The sequence below is a fragment of the Acinetobacter sp. YWS30-1 genome, from assembly GCF_033558715.1.
In the GTDB taxonomy this organism is placed as follows: Bacteria; Pseudomonadota; Gammaproteobacteria; order Pseudomonadales; family Moraxellaceae; genus Acinetobacter.
The window spans coordinates 2,688,469-2,712,897 of record NZ_CP114606.1 but is presented as its reverse complement, the minus strand read 5'-3'; the positions used below and the strand labels follow the sequence as shown (position 1 = coordinate 2,712,897).

Below are 24,429 nucleotides of genomic sequence, written 5' to 3'. Positions count from 1 at the left end.
GATTTTTAATTGGAAAGTGGTTTATTGATGAACCACATTATTAAACCAGGTTGGTTCATATGAAATTATCAAGTTCTTCGACACAACTCAAGTTACGTATTTCACCTGTATTAAAAAGCTGGTTGAAAGAAGAAGCTTTGTTGCAAAACAGATCATTAAATTCACAAGTGAATTTTATTCTAACTCAATTTAAGCAAAACACGGAGGGTCAATTAAAAAATTGAATTAACTTTTTCATTCGGCAAAAAGTATAAAAGCCCATGCGGGAACATGAGCTTTTATGAATGTCTTGATTGGCGTCCAGACACTTCAATTTTGATGGATAGGGGCATTTTTGTCAATCCTACCTCAAAGTCGCTTTTTGCCTGTTTTTAATAAACAGGAGGCTCAAAATGAGCAATAAACTTAAAAATGGTCAGTCACGCTACCAGTCTAAAGCTAAAGTCGTGACCATTAAAAAATTTCAGTTATTGACGTTGGTTAAGGCAACCCGTTGTTTAAATGATGCAGAATTCGAAAAATATGGTGATGCTTACCTAGAATTCCCTATGATTATTCAGGGAGATGGCAGCCCATCAGAATTTTTTAATCTGTACTTGCTGAAAAAACTACAGCAAACAATACAGTACGATTTTAAAACGTTTGCATCTATTGCGAATCAGTTGGTTGATTTTCAACGTTTTTTAGAAGATGAGCAGCTGGACTGTTTGAAATTCCACAAACTAAAACAGTCGAATGCGATTTTTAAATATCGTGCTCGTTTGATTGAGCAAGCGAATGTAGGTCTAATTTCAGCCAGTTCTACACGTGGTCGAATTAATGCAGTAGTGAACTTTTATCGATTTCTTGTAACGGAAGACTTAGTTGACCATCAACGTTATGGACTTCCTTTCCAAGATGTTTACAAATATATTGCTGTAGATAATGAGTTTGGCGCACGTAGAAAAATGGCAATTAAGTCGCATGATCTTGTGATTCATGTTCCAGCCAAAGCCCCAAATTCTGAAGTGATTAAGGATAATGGTGAATTAAGCCCACTCAGTGTTGAATCGCAAGCAGTCATATTGAAAGCATTGCAAAAATCATCACGTGAATATCAGTTGATGTTCTATCTTGCTTTGTTCACAGGTGCTCGCTTACAGACGATTTGTACTTTACGAATCAAAAATTTACTTAATTGTAAGCCTGATAGTCAGGGTTTTATTCGTCTACCTATTGGGTCGGGTACAGGCATTGATACCAAATTTCAAAAGCCGATGACGCTACTCATCCCGAATTGGTTGGCACAAGATCTTAAAATTTATATTAATAGCCCACAAGCGCAACAGCGTAGACAGAAGTCTAGCTATGCTGACTCGGATGAAAACTATGTGTTTCTCACTAAGCTTGGCACACCTTTCTACACCAGCAAAGCTGAACAGCAAGAACTGATCGATAAGATCAAAGCCTCTGATTCGTTTGGGGCGAGGCTTAAACTATATGAAGGTGAAGCGGTGCGTAGTTATTTAAAAGTCGTGCTATTACCCGAGATTCGTTTGATTGATCCGCAATTTCCAAGCTTTAAATTCCATGACTTACGTGCCAGTTTTGGGATGAATCTATTGGAAAGCCAGTTACAGCATTTACCCGAAGGGCATACGGCTATGACAGCAGTCGAATATGTGCAAGCTAGGATGGGGCATCGCAATATTAGTACGACTTTGCAGTATTTGAACTATAAATCACGCTTGCAATGGCGCAATAAAATTCAGCATGAGTATGAGTCTAGCTTGATGAAATACGTACAGTCCTCTGTGAATTTAGCAGGAGATTTGTCATGAATTTCATTCGTACTCCATTGTTTGTACATATCACTGATACTCATAAGCAGATTACTGAGCATGAGCATCTCATACTTGTGCTCAAAGATAAAACAGCCTCATTTTCTTTTAAAACTTTAGATATGGGTACATTCTTTTTTGCTAAAAGAGCATGTTCTTCCGGTGTATCCGACCATGAGCTTGTTGCTTCTTTTGATGAAAAAAGACGCTATTTTTTAAAATGTTTCACTGATTATTTACTACAAATGGATGGATCGGATCTATCAAAAGGGTTGTTCTATTCCATTATCAAAATATTTTTGGACTGGATTGATCAGCAAAAGAAAGTTTTTGATTTATCCAATAAGGACAGCATGATCGATGCCTATCGTCGTTACAGCAAATATTTAGTTGATCGCACTTTGCTTGCAGATACTGATGACGATAACTTGGCTGCACATACCGCAAAGCAGTATCAGCGTTATGTTGCAAAACTGATCGCATATGTATTTGATTGTCATGAAATTGATATTGCTAGTCAAGCAATGCAAGTACAGTCGCAGCGTTATGATGTTCCTGTTTTACCGATTGCACAGGAGGATCATCAAAAGACGTATGCGACTTTGTTGAATGTATTTTCGGAAATCCATCGTATCGTTGTACAGGCGGGTAACTTTCCCGCACACTTTCAATCCGTGGATCAGGAAGAGTTCTATTTTTATTCAGGCTTTCATCATCAAACTGAAAAACAATATATTCAGTTTGATATGCACAGCTATTTGTCTAAATATTCAACTATTCCCGATTTCTCAAAAATGTTGGTGGATTTCGGGCTTGCTGAGGATAGTGAATATCGAAAGCGTTTACGTGAAAATCGTAATCAAGCGATCCGTAAACTTGAAGAAAGCAACAAAGACAAGCGACATGTAGAGCGTGAAAGACTTGCCTCCTACGGTCTTGCCATCGGCATGTTGCTCTTTATCGCACAAACGGGGGCAAATTTAGACACGGCTCAACAGTTGCAACTGGATACGATGGAAATTCTACCAAGTACTCAAGGGCGCAGATTTTCTGGCACAAAAAGCCGTGCAGGTGACAAGACAGTCTACCCAGAATTTGGGGTTCAATTTGAACCTATTTTTAGGAAAATTCTGGAACTGCGTAAATGGTATATTCAAGATGAAGCATGTGATTTCGTCTTCCCATTACGCAATGAAATTCAACAGTTGGGACCTGTCAGCTACGGCAGATTACAATTAATGAAAAAGCTTTTTCAGCGCATTTTCCCAAGAATGATTTGGATTACGCCGCAACAGTGGCGTAAGCATAAAAGCAGTCAAACTGTTGAGTTTAGCGCTGGTGACCTACTGCTTGAAGCTGAAGTCATGGGTCACTCTCTCGATACGGCAAGAAATAATTATGCACGTACTTCATTCAAAGATGCAGCCCAGCAAATTTCACAGTTTTTTAATGAGCTGCGAGAAGTTGCCGTCTCAAAAACTCGAACGCTTGAACGAATTTCGGTGCAAATGTTAGATGAAACTATTGATGCTCAACCCTCACCTGTCGGTGCATGTGCCTCTATCTATCCACAGCCTGAAAAAGCTATTGGTTTTACTGAACGGGCCCCTACACCCAATTGTCAGCAATTTGAGCATTGCTTATTCTGTCAATACTATGCAGTCCACGCTGATGATAAAGATGTGCGTAAGCTTTTATCACTGAAAAGCCTACTCGGCTACGTTAAGCAAAAAGCCACGGACACAATCAAGTGGGAACAGCAGTTTGGGGTTGTACTACACCGAATTGACGAAGTACTCAACGAATTATCAGATACTTATGAAAACTTACGTGATCGTATTTTTTCAATTCAAGAAGAAGTAGAAAGTGGTGATTTAGATGCCTATTGGCTCAATCATTTTGAATTGCTAATTGATTTGGGGTGGATATCATGAGTTCATTTAATTCATATCTATATTCATTGGGTATTGCTGAGCAGTTTTTACCTGATGAGTACAATCTACAGAATAATCAGCTGACTGTTCCAAGTACTTTTGTATTATCGCGAATGAAGAGTGGTGAGATATTGTCAGTTTATTCAGACAATATCTGGGATCTTTCTCCATATTTACCGAAGTGTGATTGTCGCCTGAATTTTGATAGTTGGCTTGAAAATGCTCGTGAAGATGATTTTCTCTTTTGCCAAATTCGGGCAGAAATGAAAAAAATCAGTTTTGCTTTGCTTTATATAAAATCTGGTAAGTCGATTATTAAAAGTATTGAACAGCGGCATACGGTTTTACGCCAGTTTGCAGCAATTGCATATAAGAATGGCTGTACATTGCAGCAGTTATTTAGCGATGTTGCTTATATGTCAAAAGTAAATGATGCTTATGTTGGTGTGAGCTATCAAAAAGCCATTCACATTAAAGCATTTTTAACGGATTGTTTTGCATTACAGCAGCAGTACCCATTGCTCATTCCTGCGTTTAGTACATATAAACCGATTGAGCATTTAGCAAGACTTGCTGCACAAATACGCTTGCGATCAGGTAAAGTCGGTCCGCAAACAAAACTTATTCCGTCACGTATTTATATTGCCTTAATTAATGCTTTAGCAGATTTATTAAACGAATTTAATCAAAATGCGCCTGCTTTGCTGAAATGGTTTCAACGGATTCAGCAAGATGTAAATTTTGCCCTGATGCCTGTTGAGTTTAGACGTGCTAAACGAGCGATAAGTTTCAACGATGCACGTGATTTGCTGGGGTTAACTCAGATTTTTGAGAATCATCAGATTCAAAAACATGCCAACCTCACCCGTTATATGACGTTGATTCAAGGTATGGCTAAGCTTTGGATTCATTTGTTTACTGGGATGCGAGATAATGAAGTGAATCAGCTGTCTTCTGATTGCTATCAAACTATTCAAAGTAACGAGCATCTTGTGCATGTCATTATGGGCTATACATCAAAATTACACGGGGGTGGAAATAAATCGACGTATTGGATCACGTTTGCAGATATTCAAGTAGGCGTAAATGCAGCACAAAGTATTGGTGAAGTCTACGCCTTACTCAATCCTCACTATGATATGTCTAATCCTGCTGAATACCCATTATTTCCAACGCTATACTCGCAAAAGCATCGAAATAAAAATAACCGCAATATTGAGCATGAAACGGATTTTATCTCTAATTTTGAAGGTGCTCCGACTCGCACAGAGACTAATTTTAATGATTATCGTCAGCATCTTCTAGCAAAATTGGGAGATGAACTACGAATCACTAAAAGTGATATCGCCGAGCTTGAAGCTTTTGATGGTTTCCGCAATTGGCGAGAAGAAAAAGACTGCCAAGTTGGTGAGTACTGGAATATCTGTACCCATCAATTCAGGCGTTCACTGGCTGTGTATGGCGCTCGTTCAGGCATGATCGGGCTTGGCGCTTTGTCAGTCCAATTTAAGCATCTAACAGAGTCTATGACGTTGTATTACCGTAATAATGCGGTATTTGCACCAAATATTTTAGTGAGTGACAGTCAAAAAGAGTTTATTCAAGAACTGGAATATCAGCGCTTGGTGCATTCTTATGCTCAGTTTGAAGATGGTGTAATTAATAGTTCTAGTCGCTTGCTCGGTGGTGCGGGAACGTATTTACAACTACAAAAAGACCGCGAGCAATTACTCACAGTATTTCCAAACCGTGATGAAACCATTAAGCGTATGAAAAAGGGTGAAATTGCCTATAAGCCTAGCTTGTTTGGCGCATGTACCAACCCTGATTCTTGCGAAAAAATTTCGTTTACTGCGATTACCAGTTGTTTGAGTTGTGCCCATGCTGTGTTTGATGCAACAAGTGCTGAAAAAATGCAAAAAGCGGTTCAGCGGCTACAACGGCAGCGAGATATGCAAGTACAGAACAGTCTGCTATACGGGCAAATGGACAGTGAGATTTTGGCTTTAAACAAAATGATTCAAAGAATTCAAACGATTAATATTGAGGTGTAAAATATGAGTGCACTTAATGATTATTACGCTGCTTTAGAGCGATTAAAAGCCAACAAACCAGAGGTTCTACCGAAAGGCTCTGCGATTAATAATGATACGGTTGCAATGGAAGCTGGACGTAAGCGTGGTTCGATTAAAAAGAGCCGTCATGCTGCATTAATTGAGGCAATTGAGCTAGCTGCACAGCAAGCGGGGCAAAATGTTCTTTCGCCTGCACAGCAGGTTGAACAAGCTAAAAGTAAAACCAAAGCGGTGAAAAGTGATTATGAGCAGTTACAGAAAGATTATGAAATATTACTGGAAAAGTGTAATTCGCTGTTGGTGGAAAATTTTGAGTTGAGGCGGAAAATGTCAGGCTAAAGGGAGTATTTTGCATAAACTGGGACTACCTTACAATGCAGTGCATCTCACCCTACAACAACCCTATATCAATTTTTTTGGTAGGGTGAGGTATATACAGCAAGGTCAATCACCTGATGTAAAACCAATCGCTAAAAATGTCCCTAGATATAAAATCAAATTATTAAATGGTTTAATATTCGACCCTACAAGAGTAGAATACCCCCCATAATAATTAACACAAATTACAAAGACACTCATCTCCTGCCATAAATTGTTCGACTTTCCGATTATGATAATTACTTAACCACACATATTTATCTTTGACATCTTGTTGCGTAGCATTGTTAAATGCCTCTTGTATTTTTTTTGCATGTGCAATTAACCATTGCTTTATTGCTATTTTACGTGCATTTTCCATAATCTTATCTTTTTCTTCTCCTGAAGTTGCTTTTCTTTTATTTTCTTGAACTTCAAGCGTGACACCCGTTAGGCTTTCCAAAACAATTCGGATATAATCCAACATCAAATATTTTTCTGTAGTTCCATCTTTTTGTAGTATCTCTACGTATTCAAAGTTTGATGAATATATATTCGTATCACCATAAAGTCTTAAATCGAGATGATTTTCAAAGTACTCATTAAAACTATCTGTAATCACGATTATTGGATAATTCGCTTTTGATTCTGCAAGATATGCTCTTGCTAAACTCTGACTGACTAAGAGATCATTTTCCTTATACCACCAACCAAGATCAACCCCACCACGAATAAAAAAACCGTCAAATATACATTCAGCTTGGGCATATGCTAGAGATGTGACTTGGTTCATGATTTCCCCAAATTCTTCATCTCTAGGAATTTCAGGTTTTAATGGCATATTAAAAATGACACTGTCTGAAAAGGCTAATGTTGTGATACTGGCAATATTTTGATATTCCACCATCAGTTTGTCTTCATCATCAGTAGTTTCACCATCTATATGGTCAAAATTTTTACGAACAGCTTTAACTGCATTAACTAATTCCTCGATTTTTTTCTCATCAGCATCCTTAATCGCTAAAACTTTGCTACCAAAACCTAAAATATCAATAAACCCCGTAATACTTCTATCACAAATTTTACTTTTAACGCCTTTCATTTTACCTTCCTTTACAACATATTATTTTCATGTAAACAAAAAAACGCATCGAATTTGATGCGTTTTTTTTCACAATCTATCGATTATTAAGCACGACAGTTCGCTGGTAAATATTTATTAGGCATAGTTCCAGTACATGCCCACTCAATTGCGCCTGTAGGTACTGTACTTGCTGTTGCTGTACCAGACAAAGCTGTTTGAGCAGTTGCAGTTGAAGTTGCTTTATATGTTGGGGTTAAAACAATAGTATCAGCGCCTGTTGTAGCACCTGCTGCTGCAGTATAAGTAATAGTAATAGCACCTGTACCTTCTGCAATTGTAATGCTGTCTACATTAGCAGTTTTAGCACCATCATAACCACGTGCAAAAGGTTGTGCATTAGATGCATTTTCAGCAACGATTGCTTTTGCTGGACTAGCTAAATTTAAACCTTCTGTTACTTTAGCACGCACCGTGTAGTCTTGATAAGCAGGAATCGCAATTGCAGCAAGAATACCGATAATAGCGACAACAATCATCAACTCGATGAGCGTAAAGCCTTTTTGAGCGTTCATAAACATTCTCCACAAATGTTGTTAATTTAGTTATAAGCTTTGTAAGCTATTTTAATATTAGCACTAAACGTGCCAACTTTTATTATAGACAATTTACACAGAAAAACAGCACCTTACACATAAAAAATTTAAGACTTTTAATTCTGCTGTATATTTTTGTTAAAAAGTGACAAATTTTGTCAGGTTGAATTTTATACTTTGGACAAATATTGTCATTGTGTGATGCGTATCACATATATTCTATTGTTCTTTTTTAGGTGTTGTGATGTCGTTCTTTATGTTGAAGTCTATCGCTTGAAATTTTCTGGGTATAGTAGGGCGCTATTTCTACCATCGTCAGTGAATCTCAATCTTACTCTTTACTGAGTTTATGACACGTTGTTTCAGTTGCTTCAATTTGCGCGATTGAGTCGCGTAACCGTTTTGCATTGGCAGGACTTTTGAGTAGGTGCGCTGTTTCTTTAAAGGCAATACAATCATCTAGATTTATTATCACCACGACTTGTTTATCTTCTCTATTAACAAGTACAGGTGCATGATCGTCTATAACGTTATCGAGTATATCCGCTAAATTGTCTTGCAGCTCAGCACATGTAATGACTTTGATTTCAGCTCCTTAAAAATTTTCTTTATCTAAAAGCTGGGTAGTCAGTTTTAATCGGGTAGGGACCTTATTTGGAGTTTGACATACTTCAATAAATTGCTCGAACTGAACATGACTTAACTGAATATGAGAGTGTTCTTGTAAAACTTGCGGTGCGTGATTTTGAATTAAATAAATAAAAAAATCGCTGAGTGTAGCGTAACCTAGAGTAGTGGCAGTTCGTTATGCCAATTGCTTTGTTTCAGCATCTAGATGTATTTCTATAAACTCGTTGTTGGTCATCATTCATCTGTTTTTGAGCATAAAATTTTTTATATTTCGCATGACGCATAACAAACATAAAATTTTAAGGTCGGTATGAATACAAAAATATATTTTGGTGACTGCTCATTTTTAATTAGGCGGACTAAAACATGTTTTTAACACCTTACGTATTTTTTGAGGATATGGACAAACTTGAAAAAATTGTCGTTATAAAAGCATGTCCATATGGACAAAATATAAAATGGAGTAAATGAATAGAATTCAACAGTTTGGAGCGTGTCCATACAAAGTGACTTATGGAATGTGATGAATTAATGATCGTTGTTGCAATTATCGGTATTTTGGCTGCAATTGCGATTCCGCAATATCAAAACTACATTGCCAAATCACAAGTTAGCAGAGTTGTGAGTGAGCTTGGTGGTATTAAAACTGCTGTAGAGAACTGCTTATTAGAAGGTAAAGCAACTGCTGATTGTGAAACTGGTGCTACTGCTTCAAATCTTTTAGGTGAAGATGCGCCAGCTACTAAAGGTATGCCTACAGTTAAAATCGATTTGGCGAAGAGTGAAGCAACTATTGAGGGAGAATTCGGTCAAAGTGCAGCAAGTATTTTAAGTGGTAACAAAGTGACTTGGTCTCGTAATGAGGCAGGTACTTGGACTTGTGCAACTGATGTGTTGAAAAAATTTGCGCCCGCAGCTTGTCCAACCTCTTCTTCAAAGTAATAGTTAATAAAAAAAGAGCCCTTAAGGGCTCTTTTTTTATTAAGAAAGTAAAATTAAATAATTTTTTAGGTAATTAGTGATAAATGAAAATAAGAAAAATAGAATTATATGAAGTATTTATAGTATTATTTATAATAACTTGTATGGGGTTTATTTCACATTTTACTCTGATTAATCGTATTGGGTTTTGGCGTTTGGCTTATCCTTTACAGGGGAAACTTGCAATATGGAATATTCATTGTAGTAACAATGCGCCAGTTTGGATGAAAGATAGTTTAAAATATATTATAAAAAATCAAAAAAATTTATCTAATCAAATTGCCTATATGGATACTAAAAATCAAGTATATACTTGTCAGAGTGGTTGGAAAGGTATAACCTTTTTTTCTAGTGCTTTAAATGAAAATACACGCTTTCGTTATGCAAGTTTAACTAAACTTGTTACCAGTGATGCGGTATTACAACAAGTGAATCAAGGAAAAATTCATTTAGATACACCTTTGATTAACTTATTTCCTGAGTTAAAAAAACAAAAAATTGAAGACCCACGTATACAACAGATCACTCTTTCAAATTTATTGGAACACCGTTCAGGTTTCGACCGTATGCGTAGCGAAGATGTTGTATTTGCAATTAATAAAAAATCATGGTGTCCGTATGATTTATCAGAACTTAGTAAATTAAAATTAGATTTTGAACCAAATCAACGTTATGCGTATGACAATCGTAATTATTGTTTATTGGGTGCTGTAATAGAAAATATAGGAACGCAAAGCTATAGAGAATATATACAACAACATTATTCACTTAATGAAAAAAAAATAAAATTTACAGATGGATACTATTATCCAGATGAAGTGAAATACGATTTTAGAAATAATAATTTCTGGATGGAGTCTCATGATAATAAATTTGATTTTAAAGCTCTGTCTTCATCAGCAGGCTTGTCTGGTAGTGCAAAACAATTAGCAATCTTAATCCGTACGATGCTAGATTCTAAACCCTATAATATTTTATTTATCAATCCAAATACTTTGAATAATTGTAATATTCAGCGATTTAAATCATGTAATGGCTATGCGATGTGGCAATATCGTGCTGGTCCAAATAGACCAATAATGTACTTTAGAAATGGAGGCTTACCAGCAGTAACCTCTTTAGCAATGGTTACATCAAAAAATGAAGTTATTGTATGGATGGGGAACGGTGCTACTTTGTATAATGAAGATTATGATGAAAACTTATTAGAAAAATATTTTTATAAGGTTTTGAATGACTGAGAGGTCTTGTTTGTGAGGGTAATACGGCTTTGTTGCACAAACCTAGCATCAAAAGCTTATTCAGCAATATAATTTCAAAATGAATAAGCCTGCCTCTAAAATCTACCGTACAACCAATTGGTCATCCTATAACCGAGCCTTAATTAACCGAGGTAATATTTCCATTTGGTTTGATCCAAAGACTCAGTGGTATGCACAATCACAAGGCAAGCAAGGTCGAAATCAAACCTACTCCGATACAGCGATTCAATGCTGCTTAATGATCAAATTACTATTCCGACTCTCTTTACGTATGGTCACAGGTTTTGTTCAAAGTCTGATTAAACTCTCTGGATTAGATTGGACAGCTCCGGATTATTCCACCCTTTGTCGTAGACAAAAGCATATTGATATTGCGATTAGCTATCAAAAAAGTAGTGATGGACTGCATCTACTCATAGACTCTACTGGTTTGAAGTTTCTTGGTGAAGGTGAATGGAAACGCAAGAAACATGGGGCTGAATATCGTCGCCAATGGCGTAAGCTTCACATTGCTATAGATGCTAAAACCCTGCAAATACGTGCAGTACAACTCACCACAAATAATGTCAGTGATTCTCAAGTACTCGAAGATTTACTTGCTCAAATTCCCTTGGATGAACCAATTGATTCTGTTTATACAGATGGTGCTTATGACACAAAGCACTGCCGACAAGTCATTTTAGATCGAGATGCACATGCGATCATTCCACCTAGAAAGAATGCAAAGCCTTGGAAGGATCAGCAAGCGAGGTCTATAGAGCGGAACGAATTATTAAAGACAGTCAAACGGCTAGGCAGATCGCTTTGGAAAAAGTGGTCTGGTTATCACCGTCGAAGTTTGGTTGAAACCAAGATGCATTGCATCAAATTATTAGGCGATAAATTAACAGCGCGGAGTTTTCCAAGTCAGGTGAATGAGATCCATGCACGCATGGCAGTCTTGAATAAATTCACAGAATTAGGTCGCCCTCATACCCAAGTTGTCTCTTAAGTTTGAGTAGCTTAAGGGAACTCAGCCTTTCAAACCTTTATGCAACAAAGCCGGGTAATACTACTAACTTAAGTAATCTATGATTTTAGAATACAAAATATTGTCTAACTTTTTATTTAGTAGATCTTAATTAATTTCATCTAATATCGAGCCTTAATTCATGTCAATATATAAGATTTCAGTAAATTGAATATTGCTAAAAGATGAGCTTACATCATGTCTAAACGCCAGAATTTTTTTCTAGGTCACTTACTTATTTCTGTATTAATTGCTCTGGCTGCATTGGCTTTAGTATTTTTTGTTTGGTATCCATCTCCGCTTGCAACAGCAGCAGGTGTGACCTGTATTTTTTTAATGTTGTTGGTTATAGATGTAATTTTAGGGCCTTTGCTTGGTTTGCTGGTCTATAAAGAAGGTAAAAAAACCTTAAAAATGGATTTGATGGTTATTATTTTAATTCAAATCGCGGCATTAAGTTATGGCCTGTATAGCATTGCACAAGCGCGCCCTGTATGGATTGCATTCAATCATGACCGTTTTGAACTGGTGCGTAATAATGAATTAAAAACTGAAAATATTATGCATGCACAAGCACAATATCAACAACCAACATGGTTGCAGCCACAATATGTTGCTGTAAAGCCGGCTGATGATCCGCAAGAACGGCAAATTGAGCAAATGAGTGCAATGTTGAATGGCATATCATTAGCTCAATACCCAGAACGATATATCGCAATTAATCAAGCTAAAACGCAAATTCAAAGTCAAGTACGTGATTTATCACAATTGAAGCAATGGAATGATGAAAAAAAGATCCAAGCGGTTTTTGGTCAGCATCCACAGGCAAATAGTTGGTTACCACTTGAAACTTATGGCTTGGCTATGGTCGTTTTAATCAATAAAGAAAAAGCTGAAGTGGTCAAAATCGTCGATCTACGCCCGTGGAACTAATATTTCCTTTTCCACAAAAAGCAGATTACCTTTTAATCTGCTTTTTGTTTATCATGTGCCAAACTTCTACCGCCTGATATTTCCATGAAATTCACGCTTGCTCTCATAGCAGCAATCCTTATATCTCTTGCTTGGCTGATGCCAGTGCATTACCGCCCGTGGGTCACTTATACAGGTGAGTTGTATGCATTCTTTGCATTATTTGCGCTCGCTGCAATCTGTCTAAAAGAAAAACTCAAAATTCCAGCTCTCAGTCTGCCGTTGTTGCTCCTTGCTAGTGTGCCGCTAATCCATATACTCACAGGACAGGGGTTTTTCTTTAGCACCGCCATGCTGGGTTGTATTTTCGTGTTTAGCTTTTGGCTGGCAAGTGTGTTGGGCTACCATCTGTCAACAGGAAACTATAACCGAGAAGAAACTTTTACCAACTTAAGCTATGTATTTTTAGTTTCAGGAACAATCACAGGTTTAATTACTTTGTGTCAGTGGACTAACTTGGATGCAAGCTTACCTGGTATGGTTAATATCAGTGGTAATCAGCGACCTTATGCCAACTTTGCCCAGCCGAACAATATGGCGACTTTTTTGGTCATGGCATTGATGAGCTGTCTTTATCTGTATGAGAAGAAAAAAATCCAGACTAAATGGTTAGTGGCTTGCGCCTTAGCTATCGTTATTGGAATTGCTTTAAGTCAGTCGCGTACTGCTTGGGTTGCTGCGAGTGCGATTATCCTTTATTTAGCTTTCTATCAATATAAAGGTGTGATCCGTCTGAAATGGTATTACAGCATTATATGGTTTGTTTTCTTTATTGCGTGTATTGCTGTTTTCCCATTACTTAGCCAATTAGCTGCTCAAGTAATAGATGCAGATGTGGTACAAAGCCGCGATGTAGTAGCACGTGCTACAGGCGATATGTCGCGTTTGGCAATCTGGCAGCAAATGCTAGCGGCCATTCAGGCACAGCCATGGTTTGGTTATGGCTGGTATCAGACCAGTGTTGCCTTTGTCTCGATCAGTGATACAGTGCAGGGTCCGGTCTGGATTCGCAGTGCACATAACTTAATTATTGATTTCTTGCTGTGGAATGGGCTAGTTATTGGTCTGCCTTTCTTAGCCTATTTCGGCTATTTGGGTTATCAAATGCAGCGATGGGTTAAGACCCCTGAGTCGGTCATTGGTATTTTAATGATTGGGACTTTTCTTACGCATGCCATGTTTGAGTTTCCGCAGCACTATGCCTATTTCCTTTTACCAGTAGGTTTTATTTTAGGTACTGTTCTAGCCCAAAATCCGAATATCAAAACCGTGACCTTACCCGCTATAGCAATGAAAATCATTTTTGGGTTTGGACTACTGTTATTGATTGTGATCTATCGGGATTATGATGTCGCTGTGCCAAAACTTGGTCAAAGTATTCGTTATGAGCAACAGCCCGAAAAAATCACCAATCAGCAGCCAATCTATTTATTAACAGAGTTTAATCATCGTATTGATTGGATTCGTCTTAACCCTTATAGCAAAGCATCCCCTGAACAGATTCAAGCAGGTGAGCAGATGGTATTAAGTTATCCAACTAAATATAATCTGATTAAATACGCCAAACTGTTAGCTTTTAATGGTTATGAAAATGAAGCCAAGCATCAGCTGCAACGCTTAAAAGTTATTCAAAAAACCGAACTCAGTTATGAAGAATTGATTCAGGATATGCCAAGATAAATTCCATATAAAAAAGCCAGCAAGAGCTGGCTTTTTTATTGATTCATTTTAGGTTTAGAGCTGGCTTTGAATATAGTTTTCGATACCAACACTTTCGATAAGATCTAGCTGAGTCGTAGTCCAGTCCAGATATTCCTCTTCTTTTTCCAGAATTTCTCGCACCAAGTCACGAGTCACATAATCCATCTGTGTTTCTGCCAAAGCCACAGCCTGCTGAATGACTTCAATATTTTCTTTAACTTTGCGGACATCACACTGCAGTACTTCTTGAGTATGCTGGCCAATATATAATTTGCCAAGATGTTGTAGGTTTGGTAAGCCTTCAAGAAATAAAATACGTTCAATAATTTTATCGGCATGCTTCATCTGGCGGATGGACTCTTTATATTCTGTCGAACCCAGTTTTTCAATGCCCCAGTCATTAAACATGCGTGAATGCAGGAAATACTGGTTAATCGCTGTAAGGTGGTGATACAACACCTGGTTCAGCTGATTAATTACATCACGATTGCCTTTCATCGTATCACTCCATACTCCATATAGCCTGTTGACCCATTTATTACTATGGGTTTTTGATTAACTTATCTTAAATCAATCGAGCAAACAATGGCGAGTAATTTATTGAACTGCAAATGAAAATCGCAATCAAAAAGCTTCAGGTGAAATATAAAGCAATAAAAACCCGCCAGAGTCAGAGGCGGGGGAGGAGTAATGATACGAGACCATTAATTTTATAATTATCGTTATCCGCTTTAGGCAGCAACCGCTAGCCGTGCAGCAATCTGGGAAATTTCATCACTAATGATCATACGGGCTTCTGGAGCACAACGGCCACAACACGTGCCTAGATCAAGCATTTCACGCACATCGCGGTAACTTTCGGCGCCATTTGCAATAGCATCTTTAATGTTTTGATCTGTAATGCCACGGCATAGACAAACGTACATAGGATACAACCACAGTGAATAAATAAGATAAGAGATATTATTGATAATTGTTATCGTTTGTCAATAAAAATCATTTGAAAATGCTTTTTATAATGATTGATGATTCAGATAAAAAAATAACACCTGAGCGGAAATCCGAGTGCTACTCGGATTTCTGCGCAAGAGCGATTTATAATTTAGAATTAAATATTGCAGGCTGGAGATTTGGTGATTTTTATAACTTATTGATTGATAACAACGATGCCATCCATCTCAACTAAAGCACCTTTAGGCAAACTTGCAACCCCTAAGGCAGCACGTGCTGGATAAGGTTGAGCAAAGTATTCACCCATAATCTGGTTTACGAGCTGAAAATGAGAAAGGTCGGTCAAGAAGATATTCAGTTTGGCGATATCAGCCAATGAACCACCTGCGGCTTCACAAACCGCTTTCAAGTTATCAAACACACGGCGAATCTGAGCTTCGATGCCTTCAACCAGTTCCATACTATATGGATCCAGACCAATCTGGCCGGATAAATAAAGAGTATCCCCGACTAGAATTGCTTGTGAATAGGTGCCTATGGCAGCAGGGGCATTTTCAGTATGGATTACTTGGCGGAACATTAATTTCTCCTTTTATCAAATGGAGCGTAAAACTCTGTCCTTCAGGGCAGAGATATAAGCGATACGACATAAAATGTCGTTGAATTTTTTAAAATCAACACCTTTAATTTAACATGATCTAAAATAAGCTCATGAAAACACTTAAATTACGCATAAAAGACAAACATTGCAAGGTGCTAGACCAATTAGCATCTGAGGTGAACTTTGTTTGGAATTATGTGAATGATTTGAGTTTCAAACACCTCAAAAGAACAGGTGACTTTTTCTCAGCATTTGATATGACTCAATACACAAAAGGAACTTCAAAATTGTGTGGTTTGCATAGTCAAACAGTGCAAGGGATAACAGAAGAATATGTTGATAAAAGAAGACAACACAAGAAAGCAAAGCTGAAATGGCGTGTGAGTAACAAGAAGTCAGCAAGACGTTCGCTTGGTTGGATACCATTTAAAAAAGTAGCGATTAAATATGCTGATGGATATGTGCAATACGGCAAGCAGAAATTTAAGCTATGGGATAGCTACGGCATAAGTAAATACAGCGTGAGAACAGGCTCATTCGTTGAGGATAGTCGTGGGCGCTGGTATGTGTGTCTTGTTGTGGACTCACCTAAACAAGACAAACCAACGGCAACTAAAGCGATTGGTATTGATCTTGGTCTAAAAGACGTTGCCACCTGCTCAGATGGTACTGTAATTTCAAATCCTAAGTTTTACCGTAATTACGAGCAGAAATTAGGGATTGCTCAAAGAGCAAGAAATAAAAAACGTGTACGTGCATTACACGCTAAAATTGCCAATTGTCGTAAAGACCATTTGCATAAAGCAAGCACTCTGCTTGTGAAAGAAAATGCACTGATTGTTGTAGGTGACTTAAGTGCGAGCAAACTTGTAAAAACCAAGATGGCGAAATCTGTTTTGGACACAGGATTTTCAGCACTGAAAACAATGCTCAAGTATAAATGCGAGAACGCAGGGGTATTGTTTGAGGAAGTCAGTGAGAAATTCACAACCCAAATCTGTTCGTGCTGCGGTGAAATCACCTCTAGCAGTCCCAAAGGTAGAACAGATTTGCGAATAAGAGTATGGGAATGTGAGTGTGGAAGTATAAATCATCGTGATTTAAATTCCGCTAAGAACATACTTGCGCTTGGGCATGAGCGTCTAGCAGTAGGAATCCGCTTGCTTTAGCTGGAGGATGTCAACATCAACATACATCATATTAGATCAATTCAACTGACAAAAGCATTATCGTTTTAAATGATTAACTGGCTTTAGAGGTTTCAGCAATATTGAGCGGTTGTTCTAAGCGGGTAATACGTGGAAAACCAAAATGCATGCGTAAATCACGAATAATCTTGGCAATCTGTTTACGGTTATGCACCACAATATTTACATAAGTTTTGCCATCATAATTACGCACCATCTCTACACCTGTATGGCCTTTACGACATTGATAAATCAGATCGGAAATCTGTTCATCGTCCATGGCCTGATCAATACAGAGATAGGCAGTAAAGCTGACATCATCCAAATCTTCAGTCGTCCATTGTAGAGGCATAATATTTTCAGGATGCATATGTTGTTCCTGCAATAAATTATGGCAACGGGCACGATGTACAATTAGGCCACGACGAGTGAGATGACCTTGAATTGGATCACCAAGTACCGGGTTACAGCAATGTGCGTATTTAACATCTACGCCTTCTGTACCCTGAATAAGACGACCTGAACTGTTCGCATTTTGATGCTGGTCATGTGCAAATAAATGGTTGGCAACCAGTTGTGGTAATAAGTCACCTACAGCAATCTGTTCAAATAGTTGCTCTTTAGTTGGTACATGACGCCACTCCAGTACATTTTTCCAGTCAGCTTCGGTCAGATCACGAATAGAACACTGGAAAAGTTTTAAGGCACGGTTGAGGGCCTGTTGACCCACAAGGCGCTGTTCATCAATATCCTGATCACGCAGGATATTCTGAATCGCACGACGGGCTTTTTGGGTATTAATAAAGCTGAGCCAGTCCGGGTTTGGGGTTGCAAGAACATCTGTGATGACTTCAACGACCTGACCACTCAATAATGGCGTAGAAAGCGGCTTGGTTTCACCATTAATCTTGGCGCCAATAGCATGGTTACCCAAGAACAGGCTGGCGGCATAAGCAAAATCAACAGCAGTCGCACCTTGCGGCAATTCATGCAGATGACCGTGAGGGGTATAAACCCAAATTTTTTCCTGATGCAGATAATCCAGTAATTCGCTGAACGTGGTTTTGGCACATTCACCATCAACCAGTACGTTCAGATTTTGCATGGATGCCTGAATAGCAGAGCGACAGGCTTGAGGCGCATTTTCGCCCAGTACAACACCAAAGCGCGCAGCTTTGCGCATCAGTTCAGTTTGAATAGTCAGCGATAGAGTGGTCTTTTCACCTTTTAAGCGCATGGTTAAAGACTGGTTGCCGCCTGGAAGGGGACGGCGAATATTGTCCTGATAATTTTGAACCGTAAAACTTTCAGTCAGAATATCTGCGAGACGGTCACAATCGGCAATACTCTGTAAGATAATTTCAAATGCGTGGCTATGTGTAAGTTCCTGCAGATCAATATCATTTTTTACAAAATGGCGTAATAGCTCGATATTATTGTTTTTCTTTTTAACCCGGCCTTCAATGGCATATTGCTGTAGTAATTCGTTAAGTTTCTGTTCCCACTTGGCCTGATATTCACAGCGTTTAGGCTTGGTTTCTAAAAGGGCAGCCTGGACATCATTATACATATCCAGATCCAGATTCTGATAACAGAGATGTTCCAGATTATCTGCCATTTCGTTCATGCCGACCAAGCGTGCCATTGGAACGAAAATTTCAAAGGTTTCACGGGCAATACGGGCACGTTTATCCGGGCGTAATGCTTCCAGCGTAGTCATGTTGTGATAGCGATCTGCCAGTTTCACAATAATGACACGTGGATCCTGTAAAGTTGCTTGCAGGATTTTACGGAAAGAGGCCGCTTTATTATATTCTTTATCGCTGGAGTGGCTGAGTTTGGTGACCCCATCAACCAACTCTGCAACCGTGCTGCCAAATTTTTCAGTAATGTCATCTTTATTGAAGTCGGTATCTTCAATGACATCATGCAGCAGCGCTGCCATTAAGGTTTCAGTATCCAGACGCATATGGGCCAGAATACAGCTCACCGCGATAGGGTGCAGAATATAAGGTTCACCACTTTTACGGGTAATGCCATCATGGGCAATATCGGCATAATCACAGGCCGCAAGCACACGTTCGACATCGCTTTCACTTAAGTACGCGTCGATGATGATTTTTAACTGTTGCTTAGCTTCACTGACCTGTGGGCCTGGCATAAAACACCTTTAAAACTGGATTTTTTAACAAATAAAACAGAAAAAGCTCGTATGAAATGTATAACATAAAGTGGGTCAGTTTTTTCATATCAACAAGTGAAAAATTTATACTGACTTTAGAGCTAACCCTTATGTTATAACCGTTCTGCGCAAAATATAAAAGTCACAGAACAAAAAAAGCCTAGTTTAAAACTAGGCTTTTTGGAATGATTTATTCTTATTGGAAAGAAAAACCATCTAAATTTAGATTATTTGCAGAAAGTGCAAGGTCTAAACTTGAAGTTTGATAATCTTGATCACGTTGTTTCAAAATATCTTTTGATACATGACCTGCAGCGATTTCACGTAAAGCGACTACAGTCGGTTTGTCATTGTCCCATTCTACAGTTGGTTCAATGCCTTGACGTGCCAATTGACGCGCGCGTTTGCTTGCCACTAGTACAAGCTCAAAGCGGTTGTCTACATGGTCTAAACAATCTTCAACGGTTACGCGTGCCATAAGAATTCTCGTTTTGAATAGTAAATTTCAACAGACTGCACAGTATAAAATGCTTTGTCTGGAGACTCAAGTTTTAATCACTGTTCGCTTGGAGTAATTAGAGCCTGGATCAATTTTTCATGGCGGGTCGCTTGCTGGGAAAGGACCAATCGATTGGCAATTATCACAGATTCAAGATCATGTAATGCCTTATTAAAGTCATCATTGATAATGACATAATCAAAGTTGACATACTGCTGCATATCTTCGACTGCACAGCTAAGACGGTGTTCAATCACTTCAACAGAGTCTGTACCGCGGTTGGAAAGACGCTGACGCAAATCAAACTGGCTTGGCGGAAGAATGAAAATCTGTTTAGATTCAGGAAAAAGTCGACGAACTTGTTGTGCACCTTGCCAGTCAATTTCAAGTAATACATCATGACCTTTGGCAAGTTGTTCTTTTACAGTCGCTTGCGCTGTGCCGTAATAATTACCAAAGACTTCGGCATATTCAATAAAACCACCTTCTTCGACCAGGTTTAAAAAGTCTTCTTTAGTCGAGAAATGATAATGTACGCCATCGAGTTCGCCAGGTCGTTGACCGCGTGTCGTATGAGAAACAGAAACATGAAGATTGTTGACGCGTTCAAGTAATGCTTTAACGAGGGATGTTTTGCCCGTTCCAGACGCTGCAGAAACGACAAACAAGAGACCCGACATGATATTTTTCCTGATATGATAAAATATCTTCTCTATTTTAGAGTAGACCGGCTTTAAACTAAATAGTTGTACGTCGATTGTTTTACATTTATTCCAATTGTAGCGCCATAAATTGAGTGAGTATTGAGGATTTCTATGGAAATTGTTTTAGCTAACCCGCGTGGTTTCTGTGCCGGTGTGGATCGTGCCATTGCGATCGTGAACCGTGCCCTAGAATGCTTTAATCCACCCATTTATGTGCGTCATGAAGTAGTCCACAATAAATTCGTAGTTGATGACTTGCGCCAGCGCGGTGCGATCTTTGTCGATGAGCTAGATGAAGTTCCAGATGACAATATCGTAATTTTTAGCGCACATGGTGTGTCTAAGGCTGTACAACAGGAAGCCGAGCGCCGTGGTTTAAAAGTTTTTGATGCGACCTGTCCATTGGTTACCAAGGTGCATATTGAAGTGACCAAATATGCCCGTGAGGGAGTAGAAGCGATTCTGATTGGTCATGAAGGCCATCCAGAAGTTGAAGGCACCATGGGGCAATATGATAAACGTAATGGCGGTGACATTTATCTGGTCGAAGATGAAGAAGATGTTACTGCTTTAGTGGTACATAATCCTGAAAAAGTCGCTTTTGTTACTCAAACAACTTTGTCAATTGACGATACAGCGAAAGTCATTGATGCACTTCGCAAAAAATTTCCGAATATTCAAGGTCCACGCAAAGATGATATTTGCTATGCGACACAAAACCGTCAGGATGCTGTACGTGATTTAGCTGCACGTTGCGATGTTGTGTTGGTTGTAGGATCACCAAATTCATCCAATTCAAACCGTTTGCGCGAACTCGCGGAACGTATGGGTAAATCGGCTTATCTGGTTGATAATGCAGATGAGCTCAAGCAGGAATGGTTTACCAATATTTCTAAAATTGGGGTAACTGCAGGTGCTTCCGCCCCGGAAATTTTAATTAAGCAGGTGATTCAGCGTTTACAGGATTGGGGTGCACAGGCACCCAAAGAGCTGGATGGGCGAGAAGAGAATATTACATTTAGTCTGCCAAAAGAGTTACGTATTCCTGTAACACAGGCTTAAATTGTTAACTATTTAACAATTTATTTTTTATTAAAAAATAAGCAGATAGCTATAATATGACAGTTATCTGTTTTTTTATGCCTTTTATCTACTCTGTGTAGGTTTTGTAAAATTTATAGATATTATTTTTAATAGGGGAAAGTCTGTGTCTTGGGGGGGGTATGCGAAAAAAAGAAAACGGGTTCACCTTAATTGAGTTGATGGTGACCATTGCGGTGTTGGCGATTATCGCGATGATGGCGGCTCCTTCAATGACCAGCTTGATTCGTAAGAACCAATTACATAGCGATGCAAGAGCTATTATTGAATTGGCTACAATGGCACGATCCGAAGCTGTATTTACCAAAAAACAACAGAAGTTGGCATTAGATGCTTCGGTAACAGACGGCCAGTTCAAGTGGTTGCCAGAGCAACATACCAGCTGGGCAACCAAACCAGTCAATAGCCTGACCTACAATATGTTTGGCTTTTTAGTTTCAGCGAATGATCGTGAGTGTTTTATTTTGCAGCATCAAAAAGATAGTTCAAAAAAAGCGGTCATCGAGTTTTTTAAAAACGGTTCGATTCGATATGAACGCTCAAATAGCACATGCCCAAATTAATATGATGAGGCTAGAACAATGATAAGAAATCAACATGGTGTTGGCTTGGTCGAGGTTTTAGTGGCATTGGTGCTGCTTGGAATTGCAGTGCTAGGCTTTACTGCTTTGCAAATTCGGGCAGTTTCTGCCAGTGCAGACGCAGGTCAAAACATTCAAGCTATGAATATTGCACGAGATTTATCTGAACGTATCCGTATGAATCGTGATGGATTAAATGAATATAAGGCAAATGCAACCGTGATAGATTGTGCTGCAAATTTTTGTAGCAGTAGTCAAATGGCAGCTTACGATTTTCAACAAGTACAGTTGCGTGCAGAAGATTTAGGCATGTCGATTGCCGTGCACGACTGTCAGGGCTCAACACTGAAAAGAAAATGTGTGTATGTGGCTTGGGATACAACCACAGCAACCAATGGGAGTGGGGGTAATCACTGTACCAATGGAACAGCGTATAACCCAAATGCACAATGCATAATTATGGAGGCTTATAACCATGACTAAGCTTCAGAAAGGTTTTACTTTACTTGAACTGATGATTGGCTTGGCAATTGGTTTGTTGGTGGTCAGTGCAGCGACCGCTATTTTTCTCAGCGCACAACGATCTTTAGGATTTCAGTTGGGTATGGGCGATGTGCAGCAAAACTCAAATTTTGGTTTGGCAATGCTAACTCATGACTTGCGACACGCTAATTTAAATACACCATCTAACCAAAAAATTAATAATAAGATTGTAGGTTCGGGTGTGATTTTTGCTAAAGAAAACTACCCTTCAAGCTTACATGCGGTATTGATTGATGATGTTGCTTTAAGTCAGCAGAACTTACAAGAAGATGCAACCACAGGTAATAGCGATCAACTCGTGATTCAGTTTGTGCCACAGTATCAAATTGAAGAAGCATCAGATGTTGACCCAAATGATGCTACCAAGAAAATTAATGAAAGATTATTAAGCAATACAGATATGTATGATTGCGAAGGCAATAGAATTGGATTTACAACCGCCAAAGCTAATGAGGATACCCAAGCAATCCGCCCAACCATGGTGCAGCGTTACTATGTAGCAAAATTACCAACCTCACAGCAGGGCAGTGATGGTTTGGATCGTTACGGGCTGTACTGTGATGCAGGGCATTATAATGCGGGTGATAGTGCGATTAATGGTTTGGGTAGCAATGCACAACTACTCATGCAAAATATTGATGCCTTTAAGGTACTTTTGGGGGTGAAAAATCCACAAAACAATCAATTGCGCTATGTCACGATAGATCAATATAAAACTTTAATGTCATCCATTACCGCAGAAAAAGATTATCTACAAGTGATTTCCTTGCAGGTGTCTGTAGTAGCGCGATCGGCGACTAATATTGGGGCTGATGCTGGTTTAAATAATAAAACCATTACCCTCCCAGGCGCCGCAACTGCAGTGGTGTTCGATGGTGATGCGAATTTGAATAAAAAATACATACGTCAACTGGTCACTCAAGTGGTTGGTTTGCGTAATACATTGGGAGCATCGTAATGAAACAACAAAAAGGTGCAACGCTCATTGTGGTTTTGGTCATTCTGATTTTAATTACCTTGGTAGGTACATTAGCCGTTCGTTCTGGGATTTTAGGATTAAGACTGGCAACAAACAGCCAAGTACAGGCTTTGCTTTTAGAAAACAGTAATGCGGCATTATTTAATTTGGAAAACCCAAATCAGGTGGCGCGCCAATTAGCCCAAGATGGTATGTATAGCTATTTTAACTCCGCTGCTAATGCTGAAGATGAGTTGGTGTTTTGCTACCGTGCATCACAAAACACATTTTTTTCTATGAACCAAGCCAGTGCGATTTCACGTACAGGGTCAAAGACAAAAATTGGTGTAACAGGTTTTTGCAAGGCGAATCAATTTGCAACAGGGCGTTCAGCTGTTTTGGCGCAAGTCTATTTAAAGAAAAATATAGACAATGTAGTGCCATTTGCACACGTAGCTCAAAACACCAGTATTGGCTCAAGTAGTTTACCTGTGGTATCGAACAGCATTAGTGTGACAGTAATTTCTGTACTGCCAAGCTTTTCTGGTGCAACTAAATCTGAAATTGAAGGTTGTTTTAGAGAGCGTGCCGCAGATGTATCGCGCTGTTTTGAAAATTTAAATATTCCCTATAACACGCAACGTGCAGACTATGTAGTTGGTGGTCAGCCGCAACTAGTGTCGTAGTTGAACAGCATCAGTGAG

Annotated in this window: 25 protein-coding genes; 15 read left to right on the top strand and 10 right to left on the bottom strand. The window is 38.8% G+C overall.

Translation table 11 applies throughout. The annotated features are described in order from the left end of the window. Positions 1 to 392: 392 nt before the first annotated feature. Genes O4M77_RS12900 through O4M77_RS12885 form a run of 4 tightly spaced genes read left to right on the top strand, consistent with a single transcriptional unit; the run spans position 393 to position 6,168 of the window. A complete protein-coding gene (locus tag O4M77_RS12900; RefSeq protein WP_323713542.1) occupies positions 393 to 1,820 on the top strand; it encodes a site-specific integrase in 1,428 nt (475 codons plus the stop codon). Continuing rightward, entirely contained in the window at positions 1,817 to 3,754 is a 1,938-nt protein-coding gene (locus O4M77_RS12895; RefSeq protein WP_323713541.1) for a hypothetical protein, read from the top strand. The genes O4M77_RS12900 and O4M77_RS12895 overlap by 4 nt, the downstream gene beginning before the upstream one ends. Then, positions 3,751 to 5,808 carry a hypothetical protein gene (locus tag O4M77_RS12890; protein WP_323713539.1) on the top strand — a complete coding sequence of 686 codons (2,058 nt, stop codon included), beginning with the start codon at positions 3,751 to 3,753 and terminating at the stop codon, positions 5,806 to 5,808. Before O4M77_RS12895 ends, O4M77_RS12890 begins: the two co-directional genes overlap by 4 nt. A gap of 3 nt (positions 5,809 to 5,811) precedes the next feature. Continuing rightward, positions 5,812 to 6,168 (top strand): hypothetical protein, encoded by a 357-nt coding sequence (locus O4M77_RS12885; RefSeq protein ID WP_323713538.1) that lies wholly within the window; start codon positions 5,812 to 5,814, stop codon positions 6,166 to 6,168. A gap of 214 nt (positions 6,169 to 6,382) precedes the next feature. On the opposite strand, the gene O4M77_RS12880 is transcribed toward O4M77_RS12885, so the two are convergent. From O4M77_RS12880 to O4M77_RS12865, 4 genes are all read right to left on the bottom strand, one after another. Continuing rightward, a complete protein-coding gene (locus O4M77_RS12880) occupies positions 6,383 to 7,288 on the bottom strand; it encodes a hypothetical protein (RefSeq protein ID WP_323713537.1) in 906 nt (301 codons plus the stop codon). Positions 7,289 to 7,374: 86 nt separating this feature from the next. Further along, positions 7,375 to 7,842, bottom strand: coding sequence for a pilin (locus tag O4M77_RS12875; RefSeq protein WP_286421227.1), 468 nt, complete (start codon positions 7,840 to 7,842; stop codon positions 7,375 to 7,377). 352 nt (positions 7,843 to 8,194) lie between these two features. Then, positions 8,195 to 8,389, bottom strand: a complete 195-nt coding sequence (locus O4M77_RS12870; RefSeq protein WP_323714110.1) for a type II toxin-antitoxin system Phd/YefM family antitoxin — start codon at positions 8,387 to 8,389, stop codon at positions 8,195 to 8,197. A 69-nt stretch (positions 8,390 to 8,458) separates the two neighbouring features. Beyond that, on the bottom strand, positions 8,459 to 8,614 hold the full coding sequence (locus O4M77_RS12865; RefSeq protein WP_323714109.1) for a DUF1778 domain-containing protein: 156 nt from the start codon (positions 8,612 to 8,614) through the stop codon (positions 8,459 to 8,461). Positions 8,615 to 9,024: 410 nt separating this feature from the next. On the opposite strand from O4M77_RS12865, the gene O4M77_RS12860 reads away from it, so the two are divergent. From O4M77_RS12860 to O4M77_RS12840, 5 genes are all read left to right on the top strand, one after another. Further along, positions 9,025 to 9,435 carry a pilin gene (locus tag O4M77_RS12860; RefSeq protein ID WP_323713536.1) on the top strand — a complete coding sequence of 137 codons (411 nt, stop codon included), beginning with the start codon at positions 9,025 to 9,027 and terminating at the stop codon, positions 9,433 to 9,435. Between the two features lie 83 nt (positions 9,436 to 9,518). Beyond that, positions 9,519 to 10,715 (top strand): serine hydrolase domain-containing protein, encoded by a 1,197-nt coding sequence (locus O4M77_RS12855; protein WP_323713535.1) that lies wholly within the window; start codon positions 9,519 to 9,521, stop codon positions 10,713 to 10,715. Positions 10,716 to 10,794: 79 nt separating this feature from the next. Then, the gene (locus O4M77_RS12850) at positions 10,795 to 11,727 is read left to right on the top strand and encodes an IS5 family transposase (protein WP_180025590.1); all 933 of its coding nucleotides are present in this window, start codon (positions 10,795 to 10,797) and stop codon (positions 11,725 to 11,727) included. Positions 11,728 to 11,943: 216 nt separating this feature from the next. Next, complete coding sequence (gene tfpZ, locus O4M77_RS12845; protein ID WP_323713534.1) at positions 11,944 to 12,678, top strand: TfpX/TfpZ family type IV pilin accessory protein; 735 nt, start codon at positions 11,944 to 11,946, stop codon at positions 12,676 to 12,678. A gap of 84 nt (positions 12,679 to 12,762) precedes the next feature. Then, a complete protein-coding gene (locus O4M77_RS12840) occupies positions 12,763 to 14,397 on the top strand; it encodes a PglL family O-oligosaccharyltransferase (RefSeq protein WP_323713533.1) in 1,635 nt (544 codons plus the stop codon). Positions 14,398 to 14,451: 54 nt separating this feature from the next. On the opposite strand, the gene bfr is transcribed toward O4M77_RS12840, so the two are convergent. The 3 genes from bfr to O4M77_RS12825 all read right to left on the bottom strand — a co-directional run bounded on the left by bfr (position 14,452) and on the right by O4M77_RS12825 (position 15,949). Further along, on the bottom strand, positions 14,452 to 14,916 hold the full coding sequence (gene bfr, locus O4M77_RS12835; RefSeq protein WP_180053729.1) for a heteropolymeric bacterioferritin subunit Bfr: 465 nt from the start codon (positions 14,914 to 14,916) through the stop codon (positions 14,452 to 14,454). 233 nt (positions 14,917 to 15,149) lie between these two features. Continuing rightward, positions 15,150 to 15,344: a bacterioferritin-associated ferredoxin gene (locus O4M77_RS12830; protein WP_323713532.1), complete on the bottom strand. Its 195-nt coding sequence runs from the start codon at positions 15,342 to 15,344 to the stop codon at positions 15,150 to 15,152. Between the two features lie 221 nt (positions 15,345 to 15,565). Beyond that, on the bottom strand, positions 15,566 to 15,949 hold the full coding sequence (locus O4M77_RS12825) for a RidA family protein (RefSeq protein ID WP_104425645.1): 384 nt from the start codon (positions 15,947 to 15,949) through the stop codon (positions 15,566 to 15,568). A 131-nt stretch (positions 15,950 to 16,080) separates the two neighbouring features. Here O4M77_RS12825 and O4M77_RS12820 point away from each other — a divergent pair, with 131 nt between their 5' ends. Then, positions 16,081 to 17,139: an RNA-guided endonuclease InsQ/TnpB family protein gene (locus tag O4M77_RS12820; RefSeq protein WP_004787095.1), complete on the top strand. Its 1,059-nt coding sequence runs from the start codon at positions 16,081 to 16,083 to the stop codon at positions 17,137 to 17,139. A gap of 73 nt (positions 17,140 to 17,212) precedes the next feature. Here the strand turns inward: O4M77_RS12820 and O4M77_RS12815 are convergent, their stop codons facing one another. From O4M77_RS12815 to gmk, 3 genes are all read right to left on the bottom strand, one after another. After that, complete coding sequence (locus tag O4M77_RS12815; RefSeq protein WP_004787093.1) at positions 17,213 to 19,318, bottom strand: RelA/SpoT family protein; 2,106 nt, start codon at positions 19,316 to 19,318, stop codon at positions 17,213 to 17,215. A gap of 217 nt (positions 19,319 to 19,535) precedes the next feature. Beyond that, a complete protein-coding gene (gene rpoZ, locus O4M77_RS12810; RefSeq protein ID WP_004650579.1) occupies positions 19,536 to 19,817 on the bottom strand; it encodes a DNA-directed RNA polymerase subunit omega in 282 nt (93 codons plus the stop codon). A gap of 77 nt (positions 19,818 to 19,894) precedes the next feature. Further along, positions 19,895 to 20,518 (bottom strand): guanylate kinase, encoded by a 624-nt coding sequence (gene gmk / locus O4M77_RS12805; RefSeq protein ID WP_004787090.1) that lies wholly within the window; start codon positions 20,516 to 20,518, stop codon positions 19,895 to 19,897. A gap of 135 nt (positions 20,519 to 20,653) precedes the next feature. On the opposite strand from gmk, the gene ispH reads away from it, so the two are divergent. From ispH to O4M77_RS12780, 5 genes are all read left to right on the top strand, one after another. Then, positions 20,654 to 21,604: a 4-hydroxy-3-methylbut-2-enyl diphosphate reductase gene (gene ispH / locus O4M77_RS12800; RefSeq protein WP_180104150.1), complete on the top strand. Its 951-nt coding sequence runs from the start codon at positions 20,654 to 20,656 to the stop codon at positions 21,602 to 21,604. A gap of 161 nt (positions 21,605 to 21,765) precedes the next feature. After that, complete coding sequence (locus O4M77_RS12795) at positions 21,766 to 22,206, top strand: pilus assembly FimT family protein (RefSeq protein ID WP_323713531.1); 441 nt, start codon at positions 21,766 to 21,768, stop codon at positions 22,204 to 22,206. A gap of 18 nt (positions 22,207 to 22,224) precedes the next feature. Beyond that, a complete protein-coding gene (gene pilV / locus O4M77_RS12790) occupies positions 22,225 to 22,707 on the top strand; it encodes a type IV pilus modification protein PilV (protein WP_323713530.1) in 483 nt (160 codons plus the stop codon). After that, on the top strand, positions 22,700 to 23,725 hold the full coding sequence (locus tag O4M77_RS12785) for a PilW family protein (RefSeq protein ID WP_323713529.1): 1,026 nt from the start codon (positions 22,700 to 22,702) through the stop codon (positions 23,723 to 23,725). Before pilV ends, O4M77_RS12785 begins: the two co-directional genes overlap by 8 nt. After that, a complete protein-coding gene (locus O4M77_RS12780) occupies positions 23,725 to 24,411 on the top strand; it encodes a pilus assembly protein PilX (RefSeq protein WP_323713528.1) in 687 nt (228 codons plus the stop codon). Before O4M77_RS12785 ends, O4M77_RS12780 begins: the two co-directional genes overlap by 1 nt. Positions 24,412 to 24,429 lie beyond the last annotated feature (18 nt).

Bases quoted from the DNA above. Each gene is read 5' to 3' on its own strand.
- O4M77_RS12900 (WP_323713542.1), top strand. From the start codon at position 393: ATGAGCAATAAACTTAAAAATGGTCAGTCACGCTACCAGTCTAAAGCT.
- O4M77_RS12895 (WP_323713541.1), top strand. From the start codon at position 1,817: ATGAATTTCATTCGTACTCCATTGTTTGTACATATCACTGATACTCAT.
- O4M77_RS12890 (WP_323713539.1), top strand. From the start codon at position 3,751: ATGAGTTCATTTAATTCATATCTATATTCATTGGGTATTGCTGAGCAG.
- O4M77_RS12885 (WP_323713538.1), top strand. From the start codon at position 5,812: ATGAGTGCACTTAATGATTATTACGCTGCTTTAGAGCGATTAAAAGCC.
- O4M77_RS12880 (WP_323713537.1), bottom strand. From the start codon at position 7,288: ATGAAAGGCGTTAAAAGTAAAATTTGTGATAGAAGTATTACGGGGTTT.
- O4M77_RS12875 (WP_286421227.1), bottom strand. From the start codon at position 7,842: ATGAACGCTCAAAAAGGCTTTACGCTCATCGAGTTGATGATTGTTGTC.
- O4M77_RS12860 (WP_323713536.1), top strand. From the start codon at position 9,025: ATGATCGTTGTTGCAATTATCGGTATTTTGGCTGCAATTGCGATTCCG.
- O4M77_RS12855 (WP_323713535.1), top strand. From the start codon at position 9,519: ATGAAAATAAGAAAAATAGAATTATATGAAGTATTTATAGTATTATTT.
- O4M77_RS12850 (WP_180025590.1), top strand. From the start codon at position 10,795: ATGAATAAGCCTGCCTCTAAAATCTACCGTACAACCAATTGGTCATCC.
- tfpZ (WP_323713534.1), top strand. From the start codon at position 11,944: ATGTCTAAACGCCAGAATTTTTTTCTAGGTCACTTACTTATTTCTGTA.
- O4M77_RS12840 (WP_323713533.1), top strand. From the start codon at position 12,763: ATGAAATTCACGCTTGCTCTCATAGCAGCAATCCTTATATCTCTTGCT.
- bfr (WP_180053729.1), bottom strand. From the start codon at position 14,916: ATGAAAGGCAATCGTGATGTAATTAATCAGCTGAACCAGGTGTTGTAT.
- O4M77_RS12830 (WP_323713532.1), bottom strand. From the start codon at position 15,344: ATGTACGTTTGTCTATGCCGTGGCATTACAGATCAAAACATTAAAGAT.
- O4M77_RS12825 (WP_104425645.1), bottom strand. From the start codon at position 15,949: ATGTTCCGCCAAGTAATCCATACTGAAAATGCCCCTGCTGCCATAGGC.
- O4M77_RS12820 (WP_004787095.1), top strand. From the start codon at position 16,081: ATGAAAACACTTAAATTACGCATAAAAGACAAACATTGCAAGGTGCTA.
- O4M77_RS12815 (WP_004787093.1), bottom strand. From the start codon at position 19,318: ATGCCAGGCCCACAGGTCAGTGAAGCTAAGCAACAGTTAAAAATCATC.
- rpoZ (WP_004650579.1), bottom strand. From the start codon at position 19,817: ATGGCACGCGTAACCGTTGAAGATTGTTTAGACCATGTAGACAACCGC.
- gmk (WP_004787090.1), bottom strand. From the start codon at position 20,518: ATGTCGGGTCTCTTGTTTGTCGTTTCTGCAGCGTCTGGAACGGGCAAA.
- ispH (WP_180104150.1), top strand. From the start codon at position 20,654: ATGGAAATTGTTTTAGCTAACCCGCGTGGTTTCTGTGCCGGTGTGGAT.
- O4M77_RS12795 (WP_323713531.1), top strand. From the start codon at position 21,766: ATGCGAAAAAAAGAAAACGGGTTCACCTTAATTGAGTTGATGGTGACC.
- pilV (WP_323713530.1), top strand. From the start codon at position 22,225: ATGATAAGAAATCAACATGGTGTTGGCTTGGTCGAGGTTTTAGTGGCA.
- O4M77_RS12785 (WP_323713529.1), top strand. From the start codon at position 22,700: ATGACTAAGCTTCAGAAAGGTTTTACTTTACTTGAACTGATGATTGGC.
- O4M77_RS12780 (WP_323713528.1), top strand. From the start codon at position 23,725: ATGAAACAACAAAAAGGTGCAACGCTCATTGTGGTTTTGGTCATTCTG.